This window comes from Micromonospora sp. NPDC049580 (assembly GCF_040675595.1).
GTDB lineage: Bacteria > Actinomycetota > Actinomycetes > Mycobacteriales > Micromonosporaceae > Micromonospora.
The window spans coordinates 37,783-56,153 of sequence record NZ_JBFAPG010000001.1 but is presented as its reverse complement, the minus strand read 5'-3'; the positions used below and the strand labels follow the sequence as shown (position 1 = coordinate 56,153).

Genomic DNA, 18,371 nt, shown 5'->3' with positions numbered 1-18,371 from the left:
GGCGCTCGGGCCTGTGTTGGCGCACTACCAGGGCCTGCTCCCCGACGTGGCTAGCGTTGGGCGGCTTAACGCAACGCCCGTAACGACCGCGCGGTTCGACATCGCCGACGGGGAACCGCCTCCTAGGACCGTCGAGCCCAGCGCGCTGCCTCGATGACCACGTCCCACCGATCCCGCCCGCCCGCCGAGTTCAGCGCCCTCTCTTCGGCGACGACAACACCGGCACTGCGCAGCATCGCCAAGTGACCCGAATACGCCGGATGGGCGGCCAGTTCTGCCTTGACGTGTGGAAAGGCGACGAGCGGTAGGCCCGCGCCCAGCGACTCGTTGAGCACGCCGAGCGCCAACGTGTCGTTGATGCCCAGCGCCCATTTCGTCACGGTGTTGAACGTGACCGGCGCGGCCACCACCACATCGGCCGGCGGGTGCGGCTCCGGGTCGCCGGGCATGCGCCACTCCACGCGTACGAGATAGCCGGTCTTTTCTTGCAACGCCGCTCGGTCGAGCCACGGCGCGGCGGTGGGGCTGACGATCATGCACACCTGCCACCCGTCGGCAATCAGCAGGTCGACCAGCTCGTCGATGTGCTCCGCGGGACCGGCGGCGCAGACGACCAGATACAGCACCGGGCGTTCCGTCATGACCGCAGTCTGCCCGAGTCGGACGACGTTCGATCGAGTGGATACGAGCCGGCCCTCGCGGCGTCTCTCAGAATTTGACGCGCACATCGTCGGTGCTGATGAGCTGCCCGGCTCCGATGAACCGGCGGGCAACCAACAGGCCCGCCTCGTGTGCGGGTTGTCCGCCGTGGCTGGCCGACGCGTCCGTCACGAGCCACGGTGTGAGGTCGCGTTCGAAGGCATCAACCGCCGATTTCATCACGCAGCTTTCCGTCGCGAGGCCACAGAACACCAGGTCGGTCCATCCCTCCTGTTCTGTCAAGGCAACCCCAGCGGAAGAAAAGTACGAGTAGATCTTCTTGTCGATCACCGCTCTGGCGCGGCTCGCATGCTCTGTCAGCTCGGGCACGATGTCCGTCTCGGGTGGGTTCTGTACCGACGACCAGTGGATCAACCGCTCGAACGGGCTGCCGGGGTAGTTGTGATAGCGGGTGAACACCACCGGCCGCCCGGTTGCCTCCCAGTGTTCCACCAGCTCAATGACCTTCGGGACGACGCCTCTGCTGAGGTCGTTGATGAAGCCGTTCTGCATGTCGATGACGATCAGGGCGGCACGCTTCTCGTTCATCTGTCGACTCTGCCACTCAACTCCGCGGTCTCGCGAAGGGCGGCCTGGGCCTGCGTCAGGCGTGCTGGGAGGCCGCTTGTAACGAGGGTCGCCTCGCGCATCATGCAGTGTTGCGCTGTCTCGCGAGCTCTGGCGGTCGTCATTCGGGAGTGGGCAGCGCGGAGGAATCGCCAGCCGAACTCGGGCGGCATGGTGGGGTCCCGCCCTTCTTCGACCTGACGTTGGATGTGGCGGCAGTAGGCCCAGAGCATTTGTACGTCCACCTCGCAGGACACCAGGTCGTCAACCATGAGGGCCTGCTCGGGCGAGAGAGCGTGGTAGGCCACACCCGCCCAACTGGCGTAGCCGACGGAGACTCCTTGCACGCCGAAGGGCTGAACGGAGGGCTGATCGAAGCCTTGGGCCAGCAGGCGGCGTTCGACGTGGTCTCCGACTGGTTCGGGACCTGGCTGTGCGCGCCGGTTGACCAGCACGGACGGCAGGCTCATCAGGCGCAGGGCGTTTTCGAGCTCGTCACCGGTCCACGCCGACTCCTGCAGGACGTACATCGACAGGACGTACTCGGGCGCGACGTGGTCGGAGGATGGTGGAGACGAGAGAAGCCGCCCAACCTGATCGGCCGCCCAGGGCACGTCATCCTCGTAGCTGGCGTATCGCCACGTCGCCAGTGCCGCCAGGTTAGGAAGGTGCAGTTCCTGCATGACGTGCAGCACCACGACGCCGCAGGCAAAGACGTGAGCGGTGCACGTTCCCTCTGGGTGGTGCAAACCGGCGACCGCGACCTTCATCCACTCGTGGTGACGTGCCTCGAAGGCTTCTTGCGCCACAACTTCCACGGCTGCGGATGCGCCTGTGTAAACCGGTATGAATTTGTGGGACTGAACCCGGTAGCCAGTACTGACGAGGTTGTGCTGGGGGACGGCTCTGCTGGTGGTGCTGATGAAGCGATCTGCCACCTGACTGCCGGCTCTGCTCAGCACGGTGTCGAGTGCGGCCTGCATCTCCGGCCGCGGACGAACCGCTTCTCGGCCTGCCTCCCACTTGGAGACGGTGCGCTCACTGACGCCGAGGTTCTCCGCGAAGTCGCGGATGCTCATCCGCAGAGCTTGTCGCAGTGCACGGGTTTCGCGACCTGTCCACGCCTCGACAGTCGGCAAAGCTCTCGCCTCCCATCGCATCATGGCCGCTTCCGGCAGCCTATCGGCTCCCGGTGCAGCATAGGTACAGCGCAGATACAGCGAGTAGTCATACCGGGAAGCCGAGGGCCTGGCCAGGGTGGACGCATGGCCCGGGGCGGGTGCTGGCTCCGGAGCTGCGCTGGCCCTCAACGGCGCAGTCCCGCACCCGCCCGCCCCGGCGCCACTCGATCCGTCGACGTCTCGGAGCCGCCATGACCACCCCTGAGCAACTCACGACACCGGCCGAACTGGTCGCCCGCTGGCTGCGCCTGGTGGCGGCGGACGCGGAGCTGTCGCCGTACCTCATCGGGGTTGATCTGGGCCGGCTTGCCGCGCACCTGGCGACCGTGCTCGACGGAGAAGCAACCGGATGGTGCGGTCTGGGCTGGTCGGAGGCGCAGCATCGGCGGGTCCTCGACTACCTGGAGGGCGTCCTGAGGGCAGCCGAGCTGCCGGACGGCCGGATTGCCCGGGTCAGGCGGGCGTTCGAGGTGGCCGCATGAGCCTCGCCGCCGCTTGGGCGTCGGTCGACGACCGGGCGGCCGCCGACTTCTGGTGCACCCTGGAGGACCGCCGCCCCGGGCTGCTGCCGCAGCGCGAGGCGTCGCTGTTCTTCGCCGCGCTTGGCGGTCTCGTGGCCGGCGATGACGACCGGGCGGGCCGCGCGGCGCTGCTCATGGTGCTCGGCCGCGCGTACCGTCGCTACGACCTGCTCCCACACGCCACCACCATCGGCGACGCGCTGCTCGCCACCCTGGCCCGCCATGCACCGCATCCCCTGTGGACGACCATCGGGGAGCGCGCCGTGGACCGCGCCACGCATGCCATCCGACGGACCGCCGCCCGCGTCGGCGACGGCCCGGCCTGGTGGCCCGCCCAGGTGATCGGCCACGAACGGCCGTCGCCGGGCATCGCCATCCTGACGGTACGTCCCTGGCGGCGGCTGCCCCACCACCCCGGCCAGGCCGTCCCCGTTTGCACACCACGCCTGCCCGGCCGCTGGCGCTGGCTCTCCCCGGCCAACCTCCCACGCGCCGACGGCACCGTCGAGCTGCACGTCCGCGCCGTTCCCGCCGGCGCCGTCTCCCACCGCCTGGTCCAGGACGTACGCCCCGGAGAGCTGCTCTGGCTCGGCCCACCCGGCAACACCGGCCTACGCCTCGACCCGACGCGTACCGGCGACCTGCTGCTCGTCGCCGGTGGCACCGGCCTGGCACCGCTACGCGCCCTGGTCGAACAGGTCGCCGCCGCACCGGACGGCCGACGGGTCACCCTGATCGTCGGCGTCCGCGCCTTCGTCGACCTGTACGACGCGATAGCGCTCGACAAGCTGCAATGCGCCCACGACTGGCTGACGATCGTGCCGGCGTTCTCCGACGACCCCTGCGCCGAGCCGGCAGAGCAGGGCGACGCCCTCACCATCGCCCTCGACCACCACCAGCCCGACCAGGACATCTACCTCTGTGGCCCGTCCGCGATGCTGGCCGCCGCGCGACCACGGCTTCTCGCCCTCGGTGTCCCCGCCGCCCGCATCCACCTGCCGGAAAGCTTCACCCGCTGATGGCCGTCTACCGCAGTCGACACACCCTGACCGGGCCGCTCACCCCCGACCGGGTCGCCGCCCTGGACCTGCCCCGCACCCGACTCGGACGCCGTGGCTACGAACCCGAGCACGTCAACGCGCTGCTCCACCGCCTCGCCCACGAGTTGCACGAACAGGGCCGCCAACTCGACCTCGCCCAGGCCGAGAACCACCGCATCAAGAGCGCCCTGCGCACCTGGCAGACCCACCAGGCGAGACTTCGGTACGACAGGACACACCCGCCGGATTTACCAGGACATCCGGATGCGTGACCTGCTGGATGGGGCCAGGCGACAGTGGCTGAGCCTTGCTTAGTACGACGTCGACTTCTACACGACCGTCGAATCGACCGGCGGCCCCATCCTGAAGAGCGAGCGGATCCAGACCTAGCGGCTGGGCAGATTCGTTGTGGGCAGAGCGTGGTGGGTGATTGCCGGGTGGGTGCTCGCGGCAGCCGCCATCATCCTCACCACACCATCGCTGAGCGACATCACCTCCGCCGATCAGGAAAGCTTCCTGCCCCGCTCGTACGAGTCCGTGCAGGCCACCGAGCTCGGGCAGAAGGCGTTTCCGCAGCAGGCCACAGCGACGGCGATCATCGTGGTCAAGCGCGCCGACGGACAGAAGCTCACGCCGGCGGACGAGGCGAGAGTGGGCCAGCTCGCCCAGTCGCTCAAGGCCAAGAACATCCCGCACACGACCGGCTACCTGACCAGTCCGCCAGCTGTGGAGCCGGACAAGTCGGTGCAGGCGGTCAACGTCCGGCTCGACGCCCCTGCCCCAGACGACCCGGCGTTGCTCGACGCCGTACGCGATCTGCGCGCGGACATCGGCCCGGAGCTGGCGAACAGTGGGCTGACCGCAGGCGTGGCCGGCGACGCGGCGAGCTTCGTCGACAACGAGGACACCTTCAACGATGCCTTCGCCGTGGTCGGCGTCGCGACGATCATCCTGATCATCGGACTAAACCTGATCATCTTCCGCAGCCCCATCGCCGCGCTGCTGCCCGTGGCGGTCGTCGGCGTCGTTCTGAGCATCACGACGGGTCTCGTCGCCGCCGTGGGCAAGGGGGCAAGGCATTCGATCTCAGTGTCAGTCAGGATCTGCAGACGATCCTGCTGATCCTGCTGATCCTGCTGATCCTGCTGATCGTGTTGTTCGGCATCGGCACCGACTACATCAATTTCCTGCTCTTCCGCCCGCCGCTTCGAGTAACCGCATGAAGCGCTGGCCTAGATGGCTTGGACGGCACGGCGAGGGCTTACATCGACGGGCTGGTGCCAGTACTGTTCCCGCATCGCTGAGTAGGGGAGTGCGTGCATGAAGGCGGATACTGTCCAGCTTGTTCATATCTTCGGCACTGACCGGCGCCACGTGGTTCCCGTCTTCCAGCGCCCCTACGTCTGGGACGAGGAGCGCAACTGGGCGCCGCTCTGGTCGGACGTCCGGGCGGCGGCCGAGGAGGTTGAGACGGAGATGAGCGGGGTCCCCGACGCGTACACCGCGACACCGCGCACCCACTTCCTCGGGGCGATCGTGCTGGAGCGGATGCCTCCGGCGCCCGGCCGGATCCTCGCGATGAACGTGATCGACGGGCAGCAGCGCCTAACGACCCTCCAGGTCCTGCTCGCCGCCTGCTGGGTCGCCGCGCGGGAGCACGGTGCCGAGAACGCCGAGGGGCTGCTGAAGCTGCTGCTCAACAACACCGAGCAGCTTATCCACAAGCAGCACCCGTACGAGCGGTACAAGGTCTGGCCGTCGCTGCCGGACCGCGACGCGTTCAAGGCGCTCTTCGCCGCGAAGCTCCCTGCGGAGCGGCCCGGGGAACACCGGCTGATCGCAGCGCGCCGGTACTTCGACGACGAGCTGCATGCCTGGCTTGCCGAAACAACCGAGCCCGTCGAGCGGGCCGATGCGCTGGTCATCGCCCTTCGGGAGCGCCTGGGTCTGGTGGAGATCCAGTTAGAGGGGCACGACGACGCCCAGGTCATCTTCGAGACGCTGAACGACCGGGGCACCCGCCTGCGCGCCTCCGACCTGGTGAAGAACACCCTGTTCCGGCTGGCCGAGCAGCAGGGCGAGGACGTGACCGACCTGCACCAGAAGTATTGGGTGCCGCTCGAAGCCGCGCGGTGGGGTGAGGAGGTCACCACGGGCCGGTTCAGGCGAGCCCGCATCGACCTGCTGCTCTCCTACTGGCTGTCAATCCGGACTGGGCTGGAAGTTCCCGTGGAGCAGCTGTTCGCCGACTTCCGCCGGTGGCTGGGGGAGAAGAAGGCGTCCGCTGCGGAGGTCCTGGCCGACCTGGCCCACCACGGCCATGCCATGCAGCGCATGGAGAGCCTGCCCGGCTCAGACCCGACCGGCCGTCTCCTGCAGGTGCTCGACCTGCTCAGCACCACCACGCCGGTGCCGATCCTGCTGCACCTGCAGGCGAAGGACGGCATCAGCGCCGAGCAACGTGCCATCGCCGCCGGCGCCATCGAATCCTTCATCGTCCGGCGGTTCGTCTGCGGCCTGACGACCAAGGACTACAACCGGCTGTTTCTGTCGCTGCTGCAGAACCTCCGCAAGGTCGACGACACCGTCGCCGGTGAGCAGCTGCGGGACCAGCTCGCCGGGCAGACCGCCGACTCGCGCTACTGGCCGGAGGACGGCGAGTTCGCGACGGGTCTGCTGCAGCGAAACCTGTACAGGCTGCTGCGCGGTCCCCGGCTGCGTGTCCTTCTCGGCGGCTTGGAAGCCCAGCTGCGAGGTGAAAAGTCGGAGATGGGCTTTAGCCCGGCTCAGGCGGCCAAGCTCAGCGTCGAGCACCTGCTCCCGCAGCAGTGGGAGCAGCACTACCCGCTTCCCACCGAGGTGCCCGCCGAGAAGGCCAGGGAGCGACGGGACGAAGTCATTCACATGCTCGGCAACCTGACCCTAACTACCACCAAGCTCAACTCGTCGATCAGCAATGGGCCTTGGTCCGCCAAGCGGGTGGCACTGACCAATCACGCGGTGTTGCTGCTGACCGCCGCCAGTGTCCTGCAAGCATCTCCGGGCGTGCCAGACGGAAAGATCCCCAACTGGTCCGGAGGGTGGACCGAGGACCACGTCTGGATGCGGAGCCTGGTGCTCGCCAACCTCGCCAACACGGCTTGGCCACGGCCAAGCTGACGCGCAGGTAGCTCAGTCGAGTTCGGGCGGTCGTCGCTCAGGCGGCGATCGCCCGAGCGGCCGAGTACATGTCGGCCGGGAGCGGGTGGCTCAGTTGCCACTCGATCTGCGTCGGTCGCCGGTGTGCGACCGGTAGGTCGTGGGCCCGGCGTATAGATATGCCGGCACGCCCAGCGCGCCGCCGGCGATGCCCGCGACCCGAGCGAGGAGGTCCAGGCGGTCGACGTCATCGATGTGCAGCATCCACCCGATGGCCCGGGCGAGCTCGCGGTCGTCCGGGCCGGCGGCCGAGCTGTCGATGCCCACGAGACGGCGCAGCCCGCGCCACCCGCCGATGCTCGCCGACCGGTAGACGTCCTCAATCTCCAGGCCGGTCTCGCGCAGGAACTCGGCCAGGCTCACATCGCCGAGCTGCCGCAGCTCCGCCACCAGGCCGTTCTTCGACGTCGGCAGGGTCGACTTCAGGTTGGCGAGCACGACCTCCTTCGCCACCCGGTCCAGCTCGACGTGGCAGCCACTCGGCAGCGACGGGAAGTCATCCCGGACGGCCGCCTCGACGGCCCGACGGCTGACCCCTGTCAGCGCCCGCCAGCGCAGGTCGAACCGGAAGTTGGCGTTTTGGCCGCCGATGAAGTCGAGCACGGTCAGGCAGGGCTTGTCGTCGTCCAGGCGCAGACCACGACCGAGCTGCTGCAGGAAGATCGTGGCGCTCTCGGTGGGCCGCAGCATGAGGATCGTGTCGACCATCGGGAGTTCGACGCCCTCGTTGAAGAGGTCGACGGTGAAGAGCACCCGCAGCTCACGCTTGCGGAAGGCGGTCAGCAACGCCTGCCGCCCGGCGGCGTCGACCCGCGAGGTCACCGCCGCCGACAGTACGCCGTGCTTGGTGAACCAGTCCGCCATGAACTCGGCGTGCCCGATGCTCACGCAGAACCCGAGCGCCCGAAACGGTGAACAGCGACACCACCGTCAAGGTGAACAGCGACACCACCGTCAACTGGTTCTCGATCGACATCGCCGGCAACGTGGAAAGCAACTACAAGCCGGATGGTCAGGGCAGCAACTACAACAAGCAGAGGGTGGGGCGTCCAATAGCCCAATTCACCGCTTGAACACTGGTGGCCGCCGGCCCATGCGTAGGCGGCCACCAGCCTGTGAGGGGCCGGCCCCCTGCCGACTCGGGCTGACGTCGGGTCCGGCGTCGGTCGTTGCGGTGCGGCCCGCGCCCGTTGGTACGTCCGCCCCGGGCGGCCCCTCGGGTCTCCCGACCGCCGCCGGTATCCGCTCGGCTACCGGGCCGAGGACGTCCCCCTGGCGCCGCTGGCGCTCCACCTGCCTCGAGTGGCATTTCGACGGCGTGTTCTGGTCGTTGGTCGCGCTGCGGATGAGCACCGGCCGTGGCCGAGCGCCTTGTGCCCGACGAGGCGACGGCGCAGCGCGGCGTATGTCGCCCTGCTCGCGCCAGGTGCACCCGCTCGATGGCAATTGTTGCTGCGGGCACTATTGCCTGTGCAGGTTCTTGACAGGGTTTGAGCGGGCCGACAGGGCCGCCCGATCGGGTGAACGATGAGGGTCCGCTGGCTGGCGTGCCGCAGGTAGTGTTTCGGACACCGCCGGTGGGGAGGTGGGAGTGCCGCACCACGTGCGCTGACGTCGGACCAGACTCGTCACCGGGCCAGCCCCACCCGCCAGAACCAAAGGTGCCGCATGCTCTCCCGCTCCCCGTCCGCCACGGAATCGCCGGCGCTGATCCTGGACCGTGCCACCTCCCTCGTCGACTATCTGATGGCCGTCCGAGCGCAGATGGAGAAGCCGGCCCGGACGGTGCCGCAGGCCGACGCGTTCTGGCAGCACGAGCTGCCGGCTCACCCCGACTGCCAGGTGGGCGTCTCCCCTGACGGCACCAGCTGGTTGCGGGTCGGTCTGCCGCCCGCGCCGAAGCAGCTGCGGGCGCCCGTCGAGTTCGGCCCGTATCTCGGGCCGCTTTCGTACGAGACCGAGCCCCGGCTGGCCGGCGACGAGGAGACGGTCGAGCACCTCCGTACCCGGTTCGAGCAGTGGCGGGAGCGGGACTGGCGTCCCTGGGCCGACCAGGCCCGACGTACCGAGGCGGTCCGCAGGCTGCACCGGAGCCTGTTCGACCTGAAGCACCGCATCGACATGAACGCAGCCACCCACGAGCTGGTGTGGGGGCACGGTGTCCTGCGCACGGACGTGGTCGGAAACCGGGTGCAGTACCCGCTCGTCGTGACCCCGGTCGCCATCGAGTTCGACGCCGACCGGTCGATGATCCGGGTGGTGCCGCAGGGCGCCGGCCGGCTCCAGACCGACCCGCTGACCGGCCTCGACGAGCGGTACCTCAGCCAGCTGCTCGCTCTCGCCGGTTCCGGTGGGCAGCTCGACCTCGACGTCTGGGACGACTTCACCCGCCTGGAATTCCTCGAGCGGGCCCTGCGCCGCCTCGGGCTCGATCCGACCGTCCGGGCCGACGACGCACCCGCTCCGGTCGGCCCGTACGTCCACGACACCGGCGTGCTCTTCGTCCGGCCCCGGCAACGGATGTTGCGCCGCTTCCTCGAGGAACTGCGCGCCCGCCTGCTCAGCGGCGACACCGCCAGCATCGGCGCACTGGCCGCCATCCTCGCCCACGAGCCGAGCCGCCTGGAGATGCCGCACGACCAGCCGGCACGGTGGGCGCCGCTGGGAGAGCGGCTGCTCATGCCGCTGCCCACCAACGAGGCGCAGGAGTCCATCGCCCGGCGGCTCGCCCAGCACCGCAACGTGGCCGTCCAGGGTCCGCCCGGCACCGGCAAGACCCACACCATCCGCAACCTGATCTGCCACCTCATGGCGCACGGCAAGCGGGTGCTCGTGGTCGCGCAGAAGGAGGATCCGCTGCGGGTCCTGCGGGACGGCCTGCCCGAGGAGATCCAGTCGCTCTGCCTGGCGGTGCTCGGCCGCTCCACCGACCAGCTCGTCCAGCTCCAGCTCGCCGCCCGGGAACTCTCCGACCGGGGCGCCACCCTCGACAAGCGCAGCGAGCAGCAGCGGGTGGATCGGCTGCGCCGCCAGCTCGAGGAGGCCGAACGGGACCTCGGCCAGGCGCTCGGGGCGCTGCGCACCCTGGCGGAGAACGAGTCCGCGCAGTACGAGATCGACGGCATCCGGCTGTCGCCGAGCGACGTCGGCAGCTGGCTGCGGGACCGGGCCGACCGGTACGGCGACATCCCCGACGAGATCCCACCGGACCTCGACGCGCCGCTCACCGTCGAGGATTTCACCGACCTGCTCGACATCGCCCGTCGTACCGCCCGTCAGGACCGCACGCAGGCGCTGCGGCACCTGCCGACGGTGGCCGCGATGCCGACCGCCTCGGCCGTTCTCGCGGCACGGCGGGAACTCGCCGCCACCCGTGCTGAGCTGGACCGCCTCGCCGCCGCGGGTGTGGTGCTGCCGGAGGTACGGGCGTTCGGCCGGCCCGCCCTCGACGAGCTCGCCGGGCACCTGCGGGAGGCGCTCACCCTGCTGTCCGCCCGGGAGGGTGCCTGGACGGACACGCTGGCGAAACTCCTGCAGGCCGACCCGAACTGGCGGGCCATGTGGGAGGACCATGTCGCCGCGTGCCAGCGGGCGCTCGCCGAACTCGCCACCGCGACCCGGGTCGTCGCGGGCCACCGGGTGACCGTCGCCGATCCGCACCTCACCGAACCACGCCGGCTGCTGGCACAGCTCGGCGACCTGCGCCAGCGCTTCGCCGCCGGCAAGAGCGTCAGCAAGTTCTTCCAGGGCACCCTCGCCAAGCTCGCCGCGGACTGCCGCATCGACGGTGAGGTCCTGCGCACCGCCGACGACGTCGAGATCGTCGTCGCGTACGTCAACCGTCTCCGGCTGCGGCAGGAACTCGCCACCCGGTGGACCGAGTGGCGGAACCTGCTCAACCTGCCGCAGGAACCCGGCGACCAGCCCGAACTCTGGGCCGGTCGACTGCTCAGCGACGCGGCGACCGCCCTGGACTGGGACCGCCGCCGCTGGCCCACCCTGCACGCGACCGTCCGCCGACTGGTGCCTCGGGTCGAGCCGGCGGTCGACGTACGCCGGCTGACCGCGCTCACCGACCTGGTCGCCCGGTGCGCGACCGTCTTCACCCACGACCGGCTCGTCGCCGAGGAGCGCGAGCTGGGTGCCCTGCTCCAGGCCGGCATGTCCACCAGCGACGCCAGCGAACTGTGGCGGCTGCTCGACCAGAGCCGACAGCAGGACGACCTGCCTGGCTGGGACGGCATCCTCGACGAGGTACGCCGCCTGGCCGGCCTGCGCCCCGACTCGCAACGGTTCACCCAGCTCGCCGACCGGCTCCGCCCGGCCGCCCCCGCCTGGACCGCCGAGATCGACGCCGGCACCGCGTCCGCCCTCGCCGGCAGCGGCGGCGACTGCCCGCACCGCTGGCAGTGGCGCCGCGCCCAGACCTGGTTCGACACCGTCGTGGGCAGCGTCGACCCGGTCTCGCTCGGGCGCCGGGTCGAGCAGACCCGGGACCGCATCCGGCGACTCACCCAGGAACTCGTCGTCGCCTCCTCCTGGCTGGAGGTCTCCAAGGCCCTCGACGACCGCCGGCGGGCCGCGCTCGCCGACTGGACCACCGCCCTGAGGAAGATCGGAAAGGGTACGGGCAAGAACGCCGCCCAGTGGCAGGCGCACGCCCAGCGGGCCATGAGCGCCGCCGTCGACGCCGTACCGGTCTGGGTCATGTCCGTCGACCGGGCCATCGAGCAGTTCGCCGGCGGCGCCCACTTCGACGTCGTGATCGTCGACGAGGCCTCCCAGGCCGACATGTTCTCGCTGCCCGTGCTGAGCCTCGCCGAGCGGGCCGTCGTCGTCGGCGACGACCAGCAGATCGGACCGCAGCTCTCGTTCGTCGGCACGGTCAGCGGCCTGATCAACTCGCACCTGGTCGACGTGCCCTCCGCCGAGCACTTCGACCCGGAGAGCAGCCTCTACGACCACGCCGTCCGACGCTCCCCGGAGCGCATCCTGCTCACCGAGCACTTCCGCTCCGTGCCGGCGATCATCGGCTTCTCCAGCGAGACGTACTACGGCGGGGAGATCGAGCCGCTGCGCACCGACCGGCCGACGGGCATCGGCGACCCGGTCATGGCCGTGCACGTCCCGGACGGCATCCGCCAGGGCCTCATCGGCTATGGCGACGTCAACGTCCCCGAGGCCGAAGCCCTCGTCGCACGGGTCGCGGCGATCGTCGCCGACCCCGCCTACGGGGGCCGCAGCATCGGGGTGGTCAGCCTGCTCAGTACCAGCGGGCAGGCGCTCTACCTGCTCACCCGCTTGCGCGAGGAGGTCGGCGAGGAGGAGATGGAACGGCGCCGGCTGCGCGTCGGCGACTCCTACACCTTCCAGGGCGACGAGCGGGACATCGTCCTGGTGTCGATGGTCGTCGAGCCGCATCACGGCCCGGTCTCCGCCTTCACCAAGCGCGACCACCACCGGCGGGTCAACGTCGCCGCCTCCCGCGCCCGGGACCAGCTGTGGGTGTTCCACTCGGTGCAGCCCGCCGACCTGCGCGAGGACGACGCCCGCGGCCTGCTGCTCACCTACTGCCAGAACGTCACCGCCGTCGACGAGGCATATGACGACCTGGAGAAGCGCTGCGACAGCGACTTCGAACGCGAGGTGCTGCGCCGCATCCTGCGCCGCGGGTACCGGCCGCTGCCGCAGTTCCGCATCGGCGGGTACCGGATCGACTTCGTCCTGCCGGCGCCGGACGGCCGGCGGCTGGCTATCGAGTGCGACGGCGACGCCTACCACGGGCCGGACCAGTGGGAGAGCGACATGCGCCGCCAGGCGGTGCTGGAGCGGGTCGGCAAGTGCGTCTTCGTGCGGATCCGGGGGAGTGTGTTCAGCCGAGATCCGGAGGCGGCACTGGAGCCGCTCTGGCAGCGGATCGACGAGCTGGGCATCGTCGTTCCGCCTGATCCGCCGTCGCCGCCGACTCCACCGCATCGGCCTGCGCCGGGGGGTGGCACGGTCGTCCGAGCGCGGTCCGCACTGCCCGGTCCGCGCATCGGCCCGGCAGCACCCTCGTGGTCGTCCGCACCGGTGCCGCCCGAAGCGACCTTGAGGGCCGCTCAGGGCAGCACTGCCGTAGCCGTGGCAGGCAGGATCTCGCCGGTGCGGGACGTTCCGCTCGTGGCAGAGCCGGCCGAATTCTATGCACGCCCGGCAGCGATGGGGATCCTCCGCGACCAGCTACCGTCCACGCCGTCGCCCACGTTGGTCCATGCGCCGTCCAAGACGGAGACGGTGGGCGGAGGACCTACCCCGCAAGCAGTGGCTGCACCTGGCTCGTCATCCGACTCGGAGGCGCTCCCGACCGCCGAAGCATCCGCCAATCCTCCGGTCGAGGCCGCCGTCCTCGAACTGCTCTGCTCTCGCGTGGTGGAGGCGGAGACGCCGGCCAACGACGTGGTGGCGGAGCCTCCACCGCTGAGCGTGGGACCGATGGTGGTCATGCCCTCGCCGAAGCGGGTCACCGCAACGAAGGCCGCGCCACTCGTCACGGACGCGTTGGTGGACGAGCTGCGCACGATGCTCGACCGCCGTGGTGCACGAGTGGCGCACTCGGTCGTAGCCGACTTCGTTGCCCGGCACCGGTTGACCCACCGGCAGGTCGATGCGCTGGTGGTCGCGCTGACCCGAAAGCCCTCGCACGCGGCACCGCACGAGGATCCGCCTGCTACGACGGGCCCGTCCATCGACGGTCCACGGACGGATGGTGCAGAGGGCAGTGCCGAGCCGGCGGAACTCTCGGAGGCCCAGGCCGACGCATCGGACGTCGAGGCGGCACAGGCCGAGAGCGATGCCCCCGCGGACGACGACCTCGCATGGATGTTCGGAGGTGACTCGCAGGGCTCAGCAGCGAGAGCGGTCGATGACGTCGTAGGTCAGACGTTCGACGACCTCCTAGGTGACTGGGCACGTAGCGGCCAGCTGAGCCGTGCAGACGTCGCACTGCTGGCCACGAAGCGGAAGTTGTCCTCGGCACAGCACGGCGAGTTGCTCAGCCTGCTGGAGGATGCAGGCGTCGACCTTCCGCGGTCGACGGAGGTTCGACCGAAGCAAGCTGCACCCGAAGGGTACGAACATGACGGTGACTCCGTCGGCCAGTACCTGCGGGCGATCAGTCGTTACCCACTGATCGGCGCGTCGCGTGAGGTCGAGCTGTGGTCCTTGATCTCCCAGGGCGTCGCTGCTCAGCATGAGTTGGAAGCAGGAGGTGAAGAGCTGGCGCCAAGCGCCCGCTCTAGTCTCGAACGCCGGGTAGCGGACGGAAGGCGCGCACATGCAGAACTGGTCTGCGCGAACCTACGATTGGTGGTTTCGATAGCCAAGCAGCGCCACTACGATCGCAGCGGCGTCGAGTTCGCCGACCGGATCCAGGACGGCAACGTCGGCCTGATGCGGGCCGCCGACAAGTTCGACGGGTCGATGGGCACCAAGTTCTCGACCTACGCGACCTGGTGGATCAGGCAGAGCATCGATCGGGGCATTGCGGACCGGGGAAGAACGATCCGCATCCCGGCTCACCTGCACGAGAAGATGCAGAAGGTGCGCCGGGCGGTCTCGAGACTGACATGGAAACTCGACCGTGAACCCACCTTGGCGGAGATCTCCGAGGAGACGGGCGTGGAGCCTGGATCAGTTCAGGCGATCCTCGATCTCGATCGTCCGCTGATCAGTATCGACATGCTGTTGGGAGACGAGGGTGACCTGCGCCTGTCGGACATCCTGCTCGACGACGACAACCGCGACGGGCGAACTGATCCCGCCGAGATCGTCATTCACGCGATGTTCCGTACGGATGTCGCCAGCACCTTGGCTGACCTTCTGCCAGATCGGGCTGTTCGCATCCTCGAGCGCAGGTTCGGGCTCGGTACAGGCGACGAGGAGACGCTCGACGCCATCGGCGCCCACTTCAACGTCACTCGTGAACGCATCAGACAGATCCAAGGCAAGTCGTTGGCGACGCTGCGGGAGAGCGAGGAGGCCGTGGCGTTGCGGTCGTACCTGGTCGACGATTCGAAGGCCGGCGAGTTCGGCGTTCCCGTGAGGAGGAAGGCGTCATGAGCGGCGTGGGGAGTCAGTCTCTGGAGCAAGCCTGCGAGGCGTTCGTCGACTGGCTCGACCGGCGGGTGGTGGCGGCGGGCCGTGGCGACGGTTTGAGCCGTCTCGAGGTGGCACCCTCCGGCACGTTCTGGCTGGGCCGTCTCGCCTGCGAGGACGAGGTGCGCAAGGGAGCCTCCGACGATCGGTCGGAGCGTCTGGACCCATGTGCGATCGCCATCCGGCTTCGCCCTGCGGGGGCGCCACCGTGGTCGATGACGGTGACCGTACGGGCACGAGCGTGGGTGAAGGATCCGAAGGACGGGCCGGACCCAGAGCGGCGCTGGTGGCGGACGGGCCTCGTCGAGGAGATTGTGTCGGTCCTGGTCTCCGGCGAGGGCGGGACGTTCGGCGGAAAGCAGCTTCGGGATGCATTCGCCGCAGTGGGCGCGCCGGGCCTCTCCGCCGAGGTGCGGGTGGACGTGGAGGACTGGCATCGGCAGACCGAGGTCGTGGTGCAGCTGGTCAACACGAGCCCGGAGAAGGCACCCGGCCTGACCGACTCCCACCTGTACGAGACGCAGCTCGAAGTCTCTGGCCTTACCACCGTGCCGTTCGAGTTGGAGGCGCTACCGGACAGCTTTCGATACGACCGGAAGGTGCATGCCTATGGGGTGAACGTCGGCGTCGAGGTCCTGGCGCCCGGCTTGTTCCGCACGTCGGACACCGTGAGCGTGCAGACCCACCGTCCCGACTACTGGAGTGGCGCAGCTCCGCAGCCGGACCTGTCGTTCATGAGGCTTGCATCCGAGCCGCTCCCTCAGCTCCAAGCCCTGGTTGACGCCCTCCACGAATACGACTACGTCCATTGGTCTTCGACAGCCCTCGACGCGCGGCAGGCGGCCGAGGGTTGGACGCCGACCATGCGTGCCAAGGCCGATGAGTCTGCCGAACAGGTGTTCGAGGAACTGAAGAGGCTCCGGTCCGGTCTCGCGCTGCTACGGGACCGTCCTGAGATCCTCCGTGCCTTCCGGCTGATGAACAAGGCGATCGCCCGTAGCGCCGAGGGACGTGGGTACACAGCCTGGCGACCCTTCCAGGTCGGCTTCCTGCTCTCGGCCATCCGCTTCCTCGCCGAGCCGGAGGACGAGGCGAGGTACGTCGACACGGTCTGGTTCGCGACCGGTGGCGGCAAGACGGAGACCTACCTGGGGTTGCTCCTGACGGCGGCATTCTTCGACCGCCTCACCGGCAAAGCCCTGGGAGTGACGGCCTGGTCGCGCTTCCCGCTGCGGCTACTGAGCCTTCAGCAGACCCAGCGGTTCGCCGACGCTCTGGCCGGCGCGGAGATTGTGCGCCAGGAAGAGGGCGTCAAGGGCGCACCCTTCAGTCTCGGGTTCCTCGTCGGTCGGGCGGGAACGCCCAACAAGATCGTGCCGAAGACCGAGACCGACGAGATCACCCCGGACAGCCCAGGCATGCCGGACAAGTACCGCGTGCTGTTGCACTGCCCCTTCTGTCGGGACGAGAACCTCCAGATGCGCTTCGACCGCCAACGGTGGAAGCTCGACCATCGCTGCACGAACCGGAGCTGCCCCTGGAAGGGGCAGGCCCTGCCGATGTACGTCGTCGACCAGGAAGTGTTCAGGTTCCTGCCGACGGTGGTGGTCGGCACCCTCGACAAGGCCGCATCGATCGGTCTGCAGCAGGCGATGCGCGGCCTCGTGGGGCCGCCACAGAAGCTCTGCCCAGTGGAATGGCACGGCTTCACGTACGCGGAGCGGTCCAAGAACCCCAACGGCTGTCTGGTGCCGGACTGCCAGGGCGGCAAGGCCCTCAGGCCGCTGCCCATGGACGCCAAGCGGTTCGGCCCGTCACTGCGGCTGCAGGACGAGCTGCACCTCCTACGGGACAGCCTCGGCGCGGTCGATTCCCACTACGAGAGCCTGCTCGACCACCTCCAGTTCGAGCTGTGTGGCACTCGGGCGAAGATCGTGGCGAGCAGCGCGACGCTGACCGGATACGAACACCAGACCAAGGTCCTCTACCAGCGAGAGGGGCGGGTCTTTCCGCAGCCGGGCCCGCGAGCGGGTGAATCGTTCTGGACGACCCCGACGGAGAAACCGTTGCGGCGGTTCGTCGCCGTCGCGCCCCGTGGCGTCACGTTGGAGCACGTCAGCGACCGGACGCTCGACGCCTTGCAGCGCTGCGTCCGCCAGCTCAAGGACGACCCTGCGACCGTGTATGCCGAAGCCGGCATCGACCGGAAGTACGTGGACACGCTGGTCAGCCTCTACGGCACCGACGTGGTCTACGGCTCGACGCTCTACGACGTGGAAGCTGCCGGGCGAAGTCTTGGCAGCAACAACACGGTCGAGGGCATCAACGTCGAGCAGCTCACCGGGCAGACCGAGTTCGACGACGTCCGGGCCATCCTGGACCGGTTGGAGAAGCCGGAGGAGGACTTCGCCGAGCGGATCCACGTGGTGGCCGCCAGTTCGATGCTCTCGCACGGTGTCGACGTAGACCGGCTGAACACCATGGTGATGCTGGGCCTGCCGCTGACGACCGCAGAGTTCATCCAGACCACGGCGCGGGTCGGTCGTAGGCATCCTGGCCTGGTCTACGTCCTGCACAAGATCGGCCGGGAACGCGATGCGCAGACGTTCCGGCAGTTCACGCAGTACGTGCGGCAGGGCGACCGCTTCGTCGACGCCATTCCGATCACGCGTCGCAGTCGCCGGGTCCTGGACCTCACCGTGGCTGGCGTCGTGGGCGCACGGACGTTGATGATCCGCGAGCCGGCCAGCAAGCAGCGGCTCAGCACGCCAGCGAAGCTGCGCCAGTACGCCCGCGATTCAGGGATGACGCCCGCGGCCGAAGCAGCCGCGGTGGCGTCGGTCCTCGGCCTCGACGGGGCGGAGGACTCCTTGCATCGTGAACAGATCGGCGAATGGCTGCAGGCGTGGTTCGCCGATCTGGAAGACCCTGCCACCACGGCCACCTTCGTCAGCGAACTCGGTCCTCGATCTCCCATGACGAGCCTCCGCGACGTCGAGGCCAGCGCTCCCATCCACGACTGACAGGCG

The 18,371-nt window shown here is 69.1% G+C and carries 11 protein-coding genes and 1 pseudogene; 8 read left to right on the top strand and 4 right to left on the bottom strand.

The features are described 5' to 3' along the window. Window positions 1-122: 122 nt before the first annotated feature. From AB0J68_RS00175 to AB0J68_RS00165, 3 genes are all read right to left on the bottom strand, one after another. The gene (locus tag AB0J68_RS00175) at window positions 123-641 is read right to left on the bottom strand and encodes a flavoprotein (protein ID WP_363935120.1); all 519 of its coding nucleotides are present in this window, start codon (window positions 639-641) and stop codon (window positions 123-125) included. A 67-nt stretch (window positions 642-708) separates the two neighbouring features. Then, a complete protein-coding gene (locus tag AB0J68_RS00170) occupies window positions 709-1,248 on the bottom strand; it encodes a cysteine hydrolase (protein ID WP_363935118.1) in 540 nt (179 codons plus the stop codon). After that, the gene (locus AB0J68_RS00165; RefSeq protein WP_363935124.1) at window positions 1,245-2,426 is read right to left on the bottom strand and encodes a helix-turn-helix domain-containing protein; all 1,182 of its coding nucleotides are present in this window, start codon (window positions 2,424-2,426) and stop codon (window positions 1,245-1,247) included. Before AB0J68_RS00165 ends, AB0J68_RS00170 begins: the two co-directional genes overlap by 4 nt. A gap of 212 nt (window positions 2,427-2,638) precedes the next feature. On the opposite strand from AB0J68_RS00165, the gene AB0J68_RS00160 reads away from it, so the two are divergent. From AB0J68_RS00160 to AB0J68_RS00140, 5 genes are all read left to right on the top strand, one after another. Further along, window positions 2,639-2,929: a hypothetical protein gene (locus AB0J68_RS00160; RefSeq protein ID WP_363935117.1), complete on the top strand. Its 291-nt coding sequence runs from the start codon at window positions 2,639-2,641 to the stop codon at window positions 2,927-2,929. Next, the gene (locus tag AB0J68_RS00155; RefSeq protein WP_363935115.1) at window positions 2,926-3,987 is read left to right on the top strand and encodes an FAD-binding oxidoreductase; all 1,062 of its coding nucleotides are present in this window, start codon (window positions 2,926-2,928) and stop codon (window positions 3,985-3,987) included. The genes AB0J68_RS00160 and AB0J68_RS00155 overlap by 4 nt, the downstream gene beginning before the upstream one ends. Then, entirely contained in the window at window positions 3,987-4,280 is a 294-nt protein-coding gene (locus AB0J68_RS00150; protein ID WP_363935114.1) for a hypothetical protein, read from the top strand. Before AB0J68_RS00155 ends, AB0J68_RS00150 begins: the two co-directional genes overlap by 1 nt. A gap of 169 nt (window positions 4,281-4,449) precedes the next feature. Further along, entirely contained in the window at window positions 4,450-5,130 is a 681-nt protein-coding gene (locus AB0J68_RS00145; protein WP_363935112.1) for an MMPL family transporter, read from the top strand. A gap of 198 nt (window positions 5,131-5,328) precedes the next feature. Then, window positions 5,329-7,167, top strand: a complete 1,839-nt coding sequence (locus AB0J68_RS00140) for a DUF262 domain-containing protein (protein ID WP_363935110.1) — start codon at window positions 5,329-5,331, stop codon at window positions 7,165-7,167. 37 nt (window positions 7,168-7,204) lie between these two features. Here AB0J68_RS00140 and AB0J68_RS00135 read toward each other — a convergent pair. Beyond that, a pseudogene (locus AB0J68_RS00135) lies at window positions 7,205-8,112 on the bottom strand (helicase-related protein); the annotation flags it as partial. 5 nt (window positions 8,113-8,117) lie between these two features. Here AB0J68_RS00135 and AB0J68_RS00130 point away from each other — a divergent pair. From AB0J68_RS00130 to AB0J68_RS00120, 3 genes are all read left to right on the top strand, one after another. Beyond that, the gene (locus AB0J68_RS00130; RefSeq protein ID WP_363935109.1) at window positions 8,118-8,279 is read left to right on the top strand and encodes a hypothetical protein; all 162 of its coding nucleotides are present in this window, start codon (window positions 8,118-8,120) and stop codon (window positions 8,277-8,279) included. A gap of 595 nt (window positions 8,280-8,874) precedes the next feature. Beyond that, on the top strand, window positions 8,875-15,306 hold the full coding sequence (locus AB0J68_RS00125; protein ID WP_363935107.1) for a sigma-70 family RNA polymerase sigma factor: 6,432 nt from the start codon (window positions 8,875-8,877) through the stop codon (window positions 15,304-15,306). Beyond that, window positions 15,303-18,365 carry a helicase C-terminal domain-containing protein gene (locus tag AB0J68_RS00120; protein ID WP_363935106.1) on the top strand — a complete coding sequence of 1,021 codons (3,063 nt, stop codon included), beginning with the start codon at window positions 15,303-15,305 and terminating at the stop codon, window positions 18,363-18,365. The genes AB0J68_RS00125 and AB0J68_RS00120 overlap by 4 nt, the downstream gene beginning before the upstream one ends. Window positions 18,366-18,371: the final 6 nt, after the last annotated feature.

Excerpts from the sequence above, each read along its gene's own strand:
- AB0J68_RS00155 (WP_363935115.1), top strand. The coding sequence starts at position 2,926 with ATGAGCCTCGCCGCCGCTTGGGCGTCGGTCGACGACCGGGCGGCCGCC.
- AB0J68_RS00140 (WP_363935110.1), top strand. The coding sequence starts at position 5,329 with ATGAAGGCGGATACTGTCCAGCTTGTTCATATCTTCGGCACTGACCGG.
- AB0J68_RS00125 (WP_363935107.1), top strand. The coding sequence starts at position 8,875 with ATGCTCTCCCGCTCCCCGTCCGCCACGGAATCGCCGGCGCTGATCCTG.
- AB0J68_RS00150 (WP_363935114.1), top strand. The coding sequence starts at position 3,987 with ATGGCCGTCTACCGCAGTCGACACACCCTGACCGGGCCGCTCACCCCC.
- AB0J68_RS00175 (WP_363935120.1), bottom strand. The coding sequence starts at position 641 with ATGACGGAACGCCCGGTGCTGTATCTGGTCGTCTGCGCCGCCGGTCCC.
- AB0J68_RS00120 (WP_363935106.1), top strand. The coding sequence starts at position 15,303 with ATGAGCGGCGTGGGGAGTCAGTCTCTGGAGCAAGCCTGCGAGGCGTTC.
- AB0J68_RS00160 (WP_363935117.1), top strand. The coding sequence starts at position 2,639 with ATGACCACCCCTGAGCAACTCACGACACCGGCCGAACTGGTCGCCCGC.
- AB0J68_RS00165 (WP_363935124.1), bottom strand. The coding sequence starts at position 2,426 with ATGCGATGGGAGGCGAGAGCTTTGCCGACTGTCGAGGCGTGGACAGGT.
- AB0J68_RS00170 (WP_363935118.1), bottom strand. The coding sequence starts at position 1,248 with ATGAACGAGAAGCGTGCCGCCCTGATCGTCATCGACATGCAGAACGGC.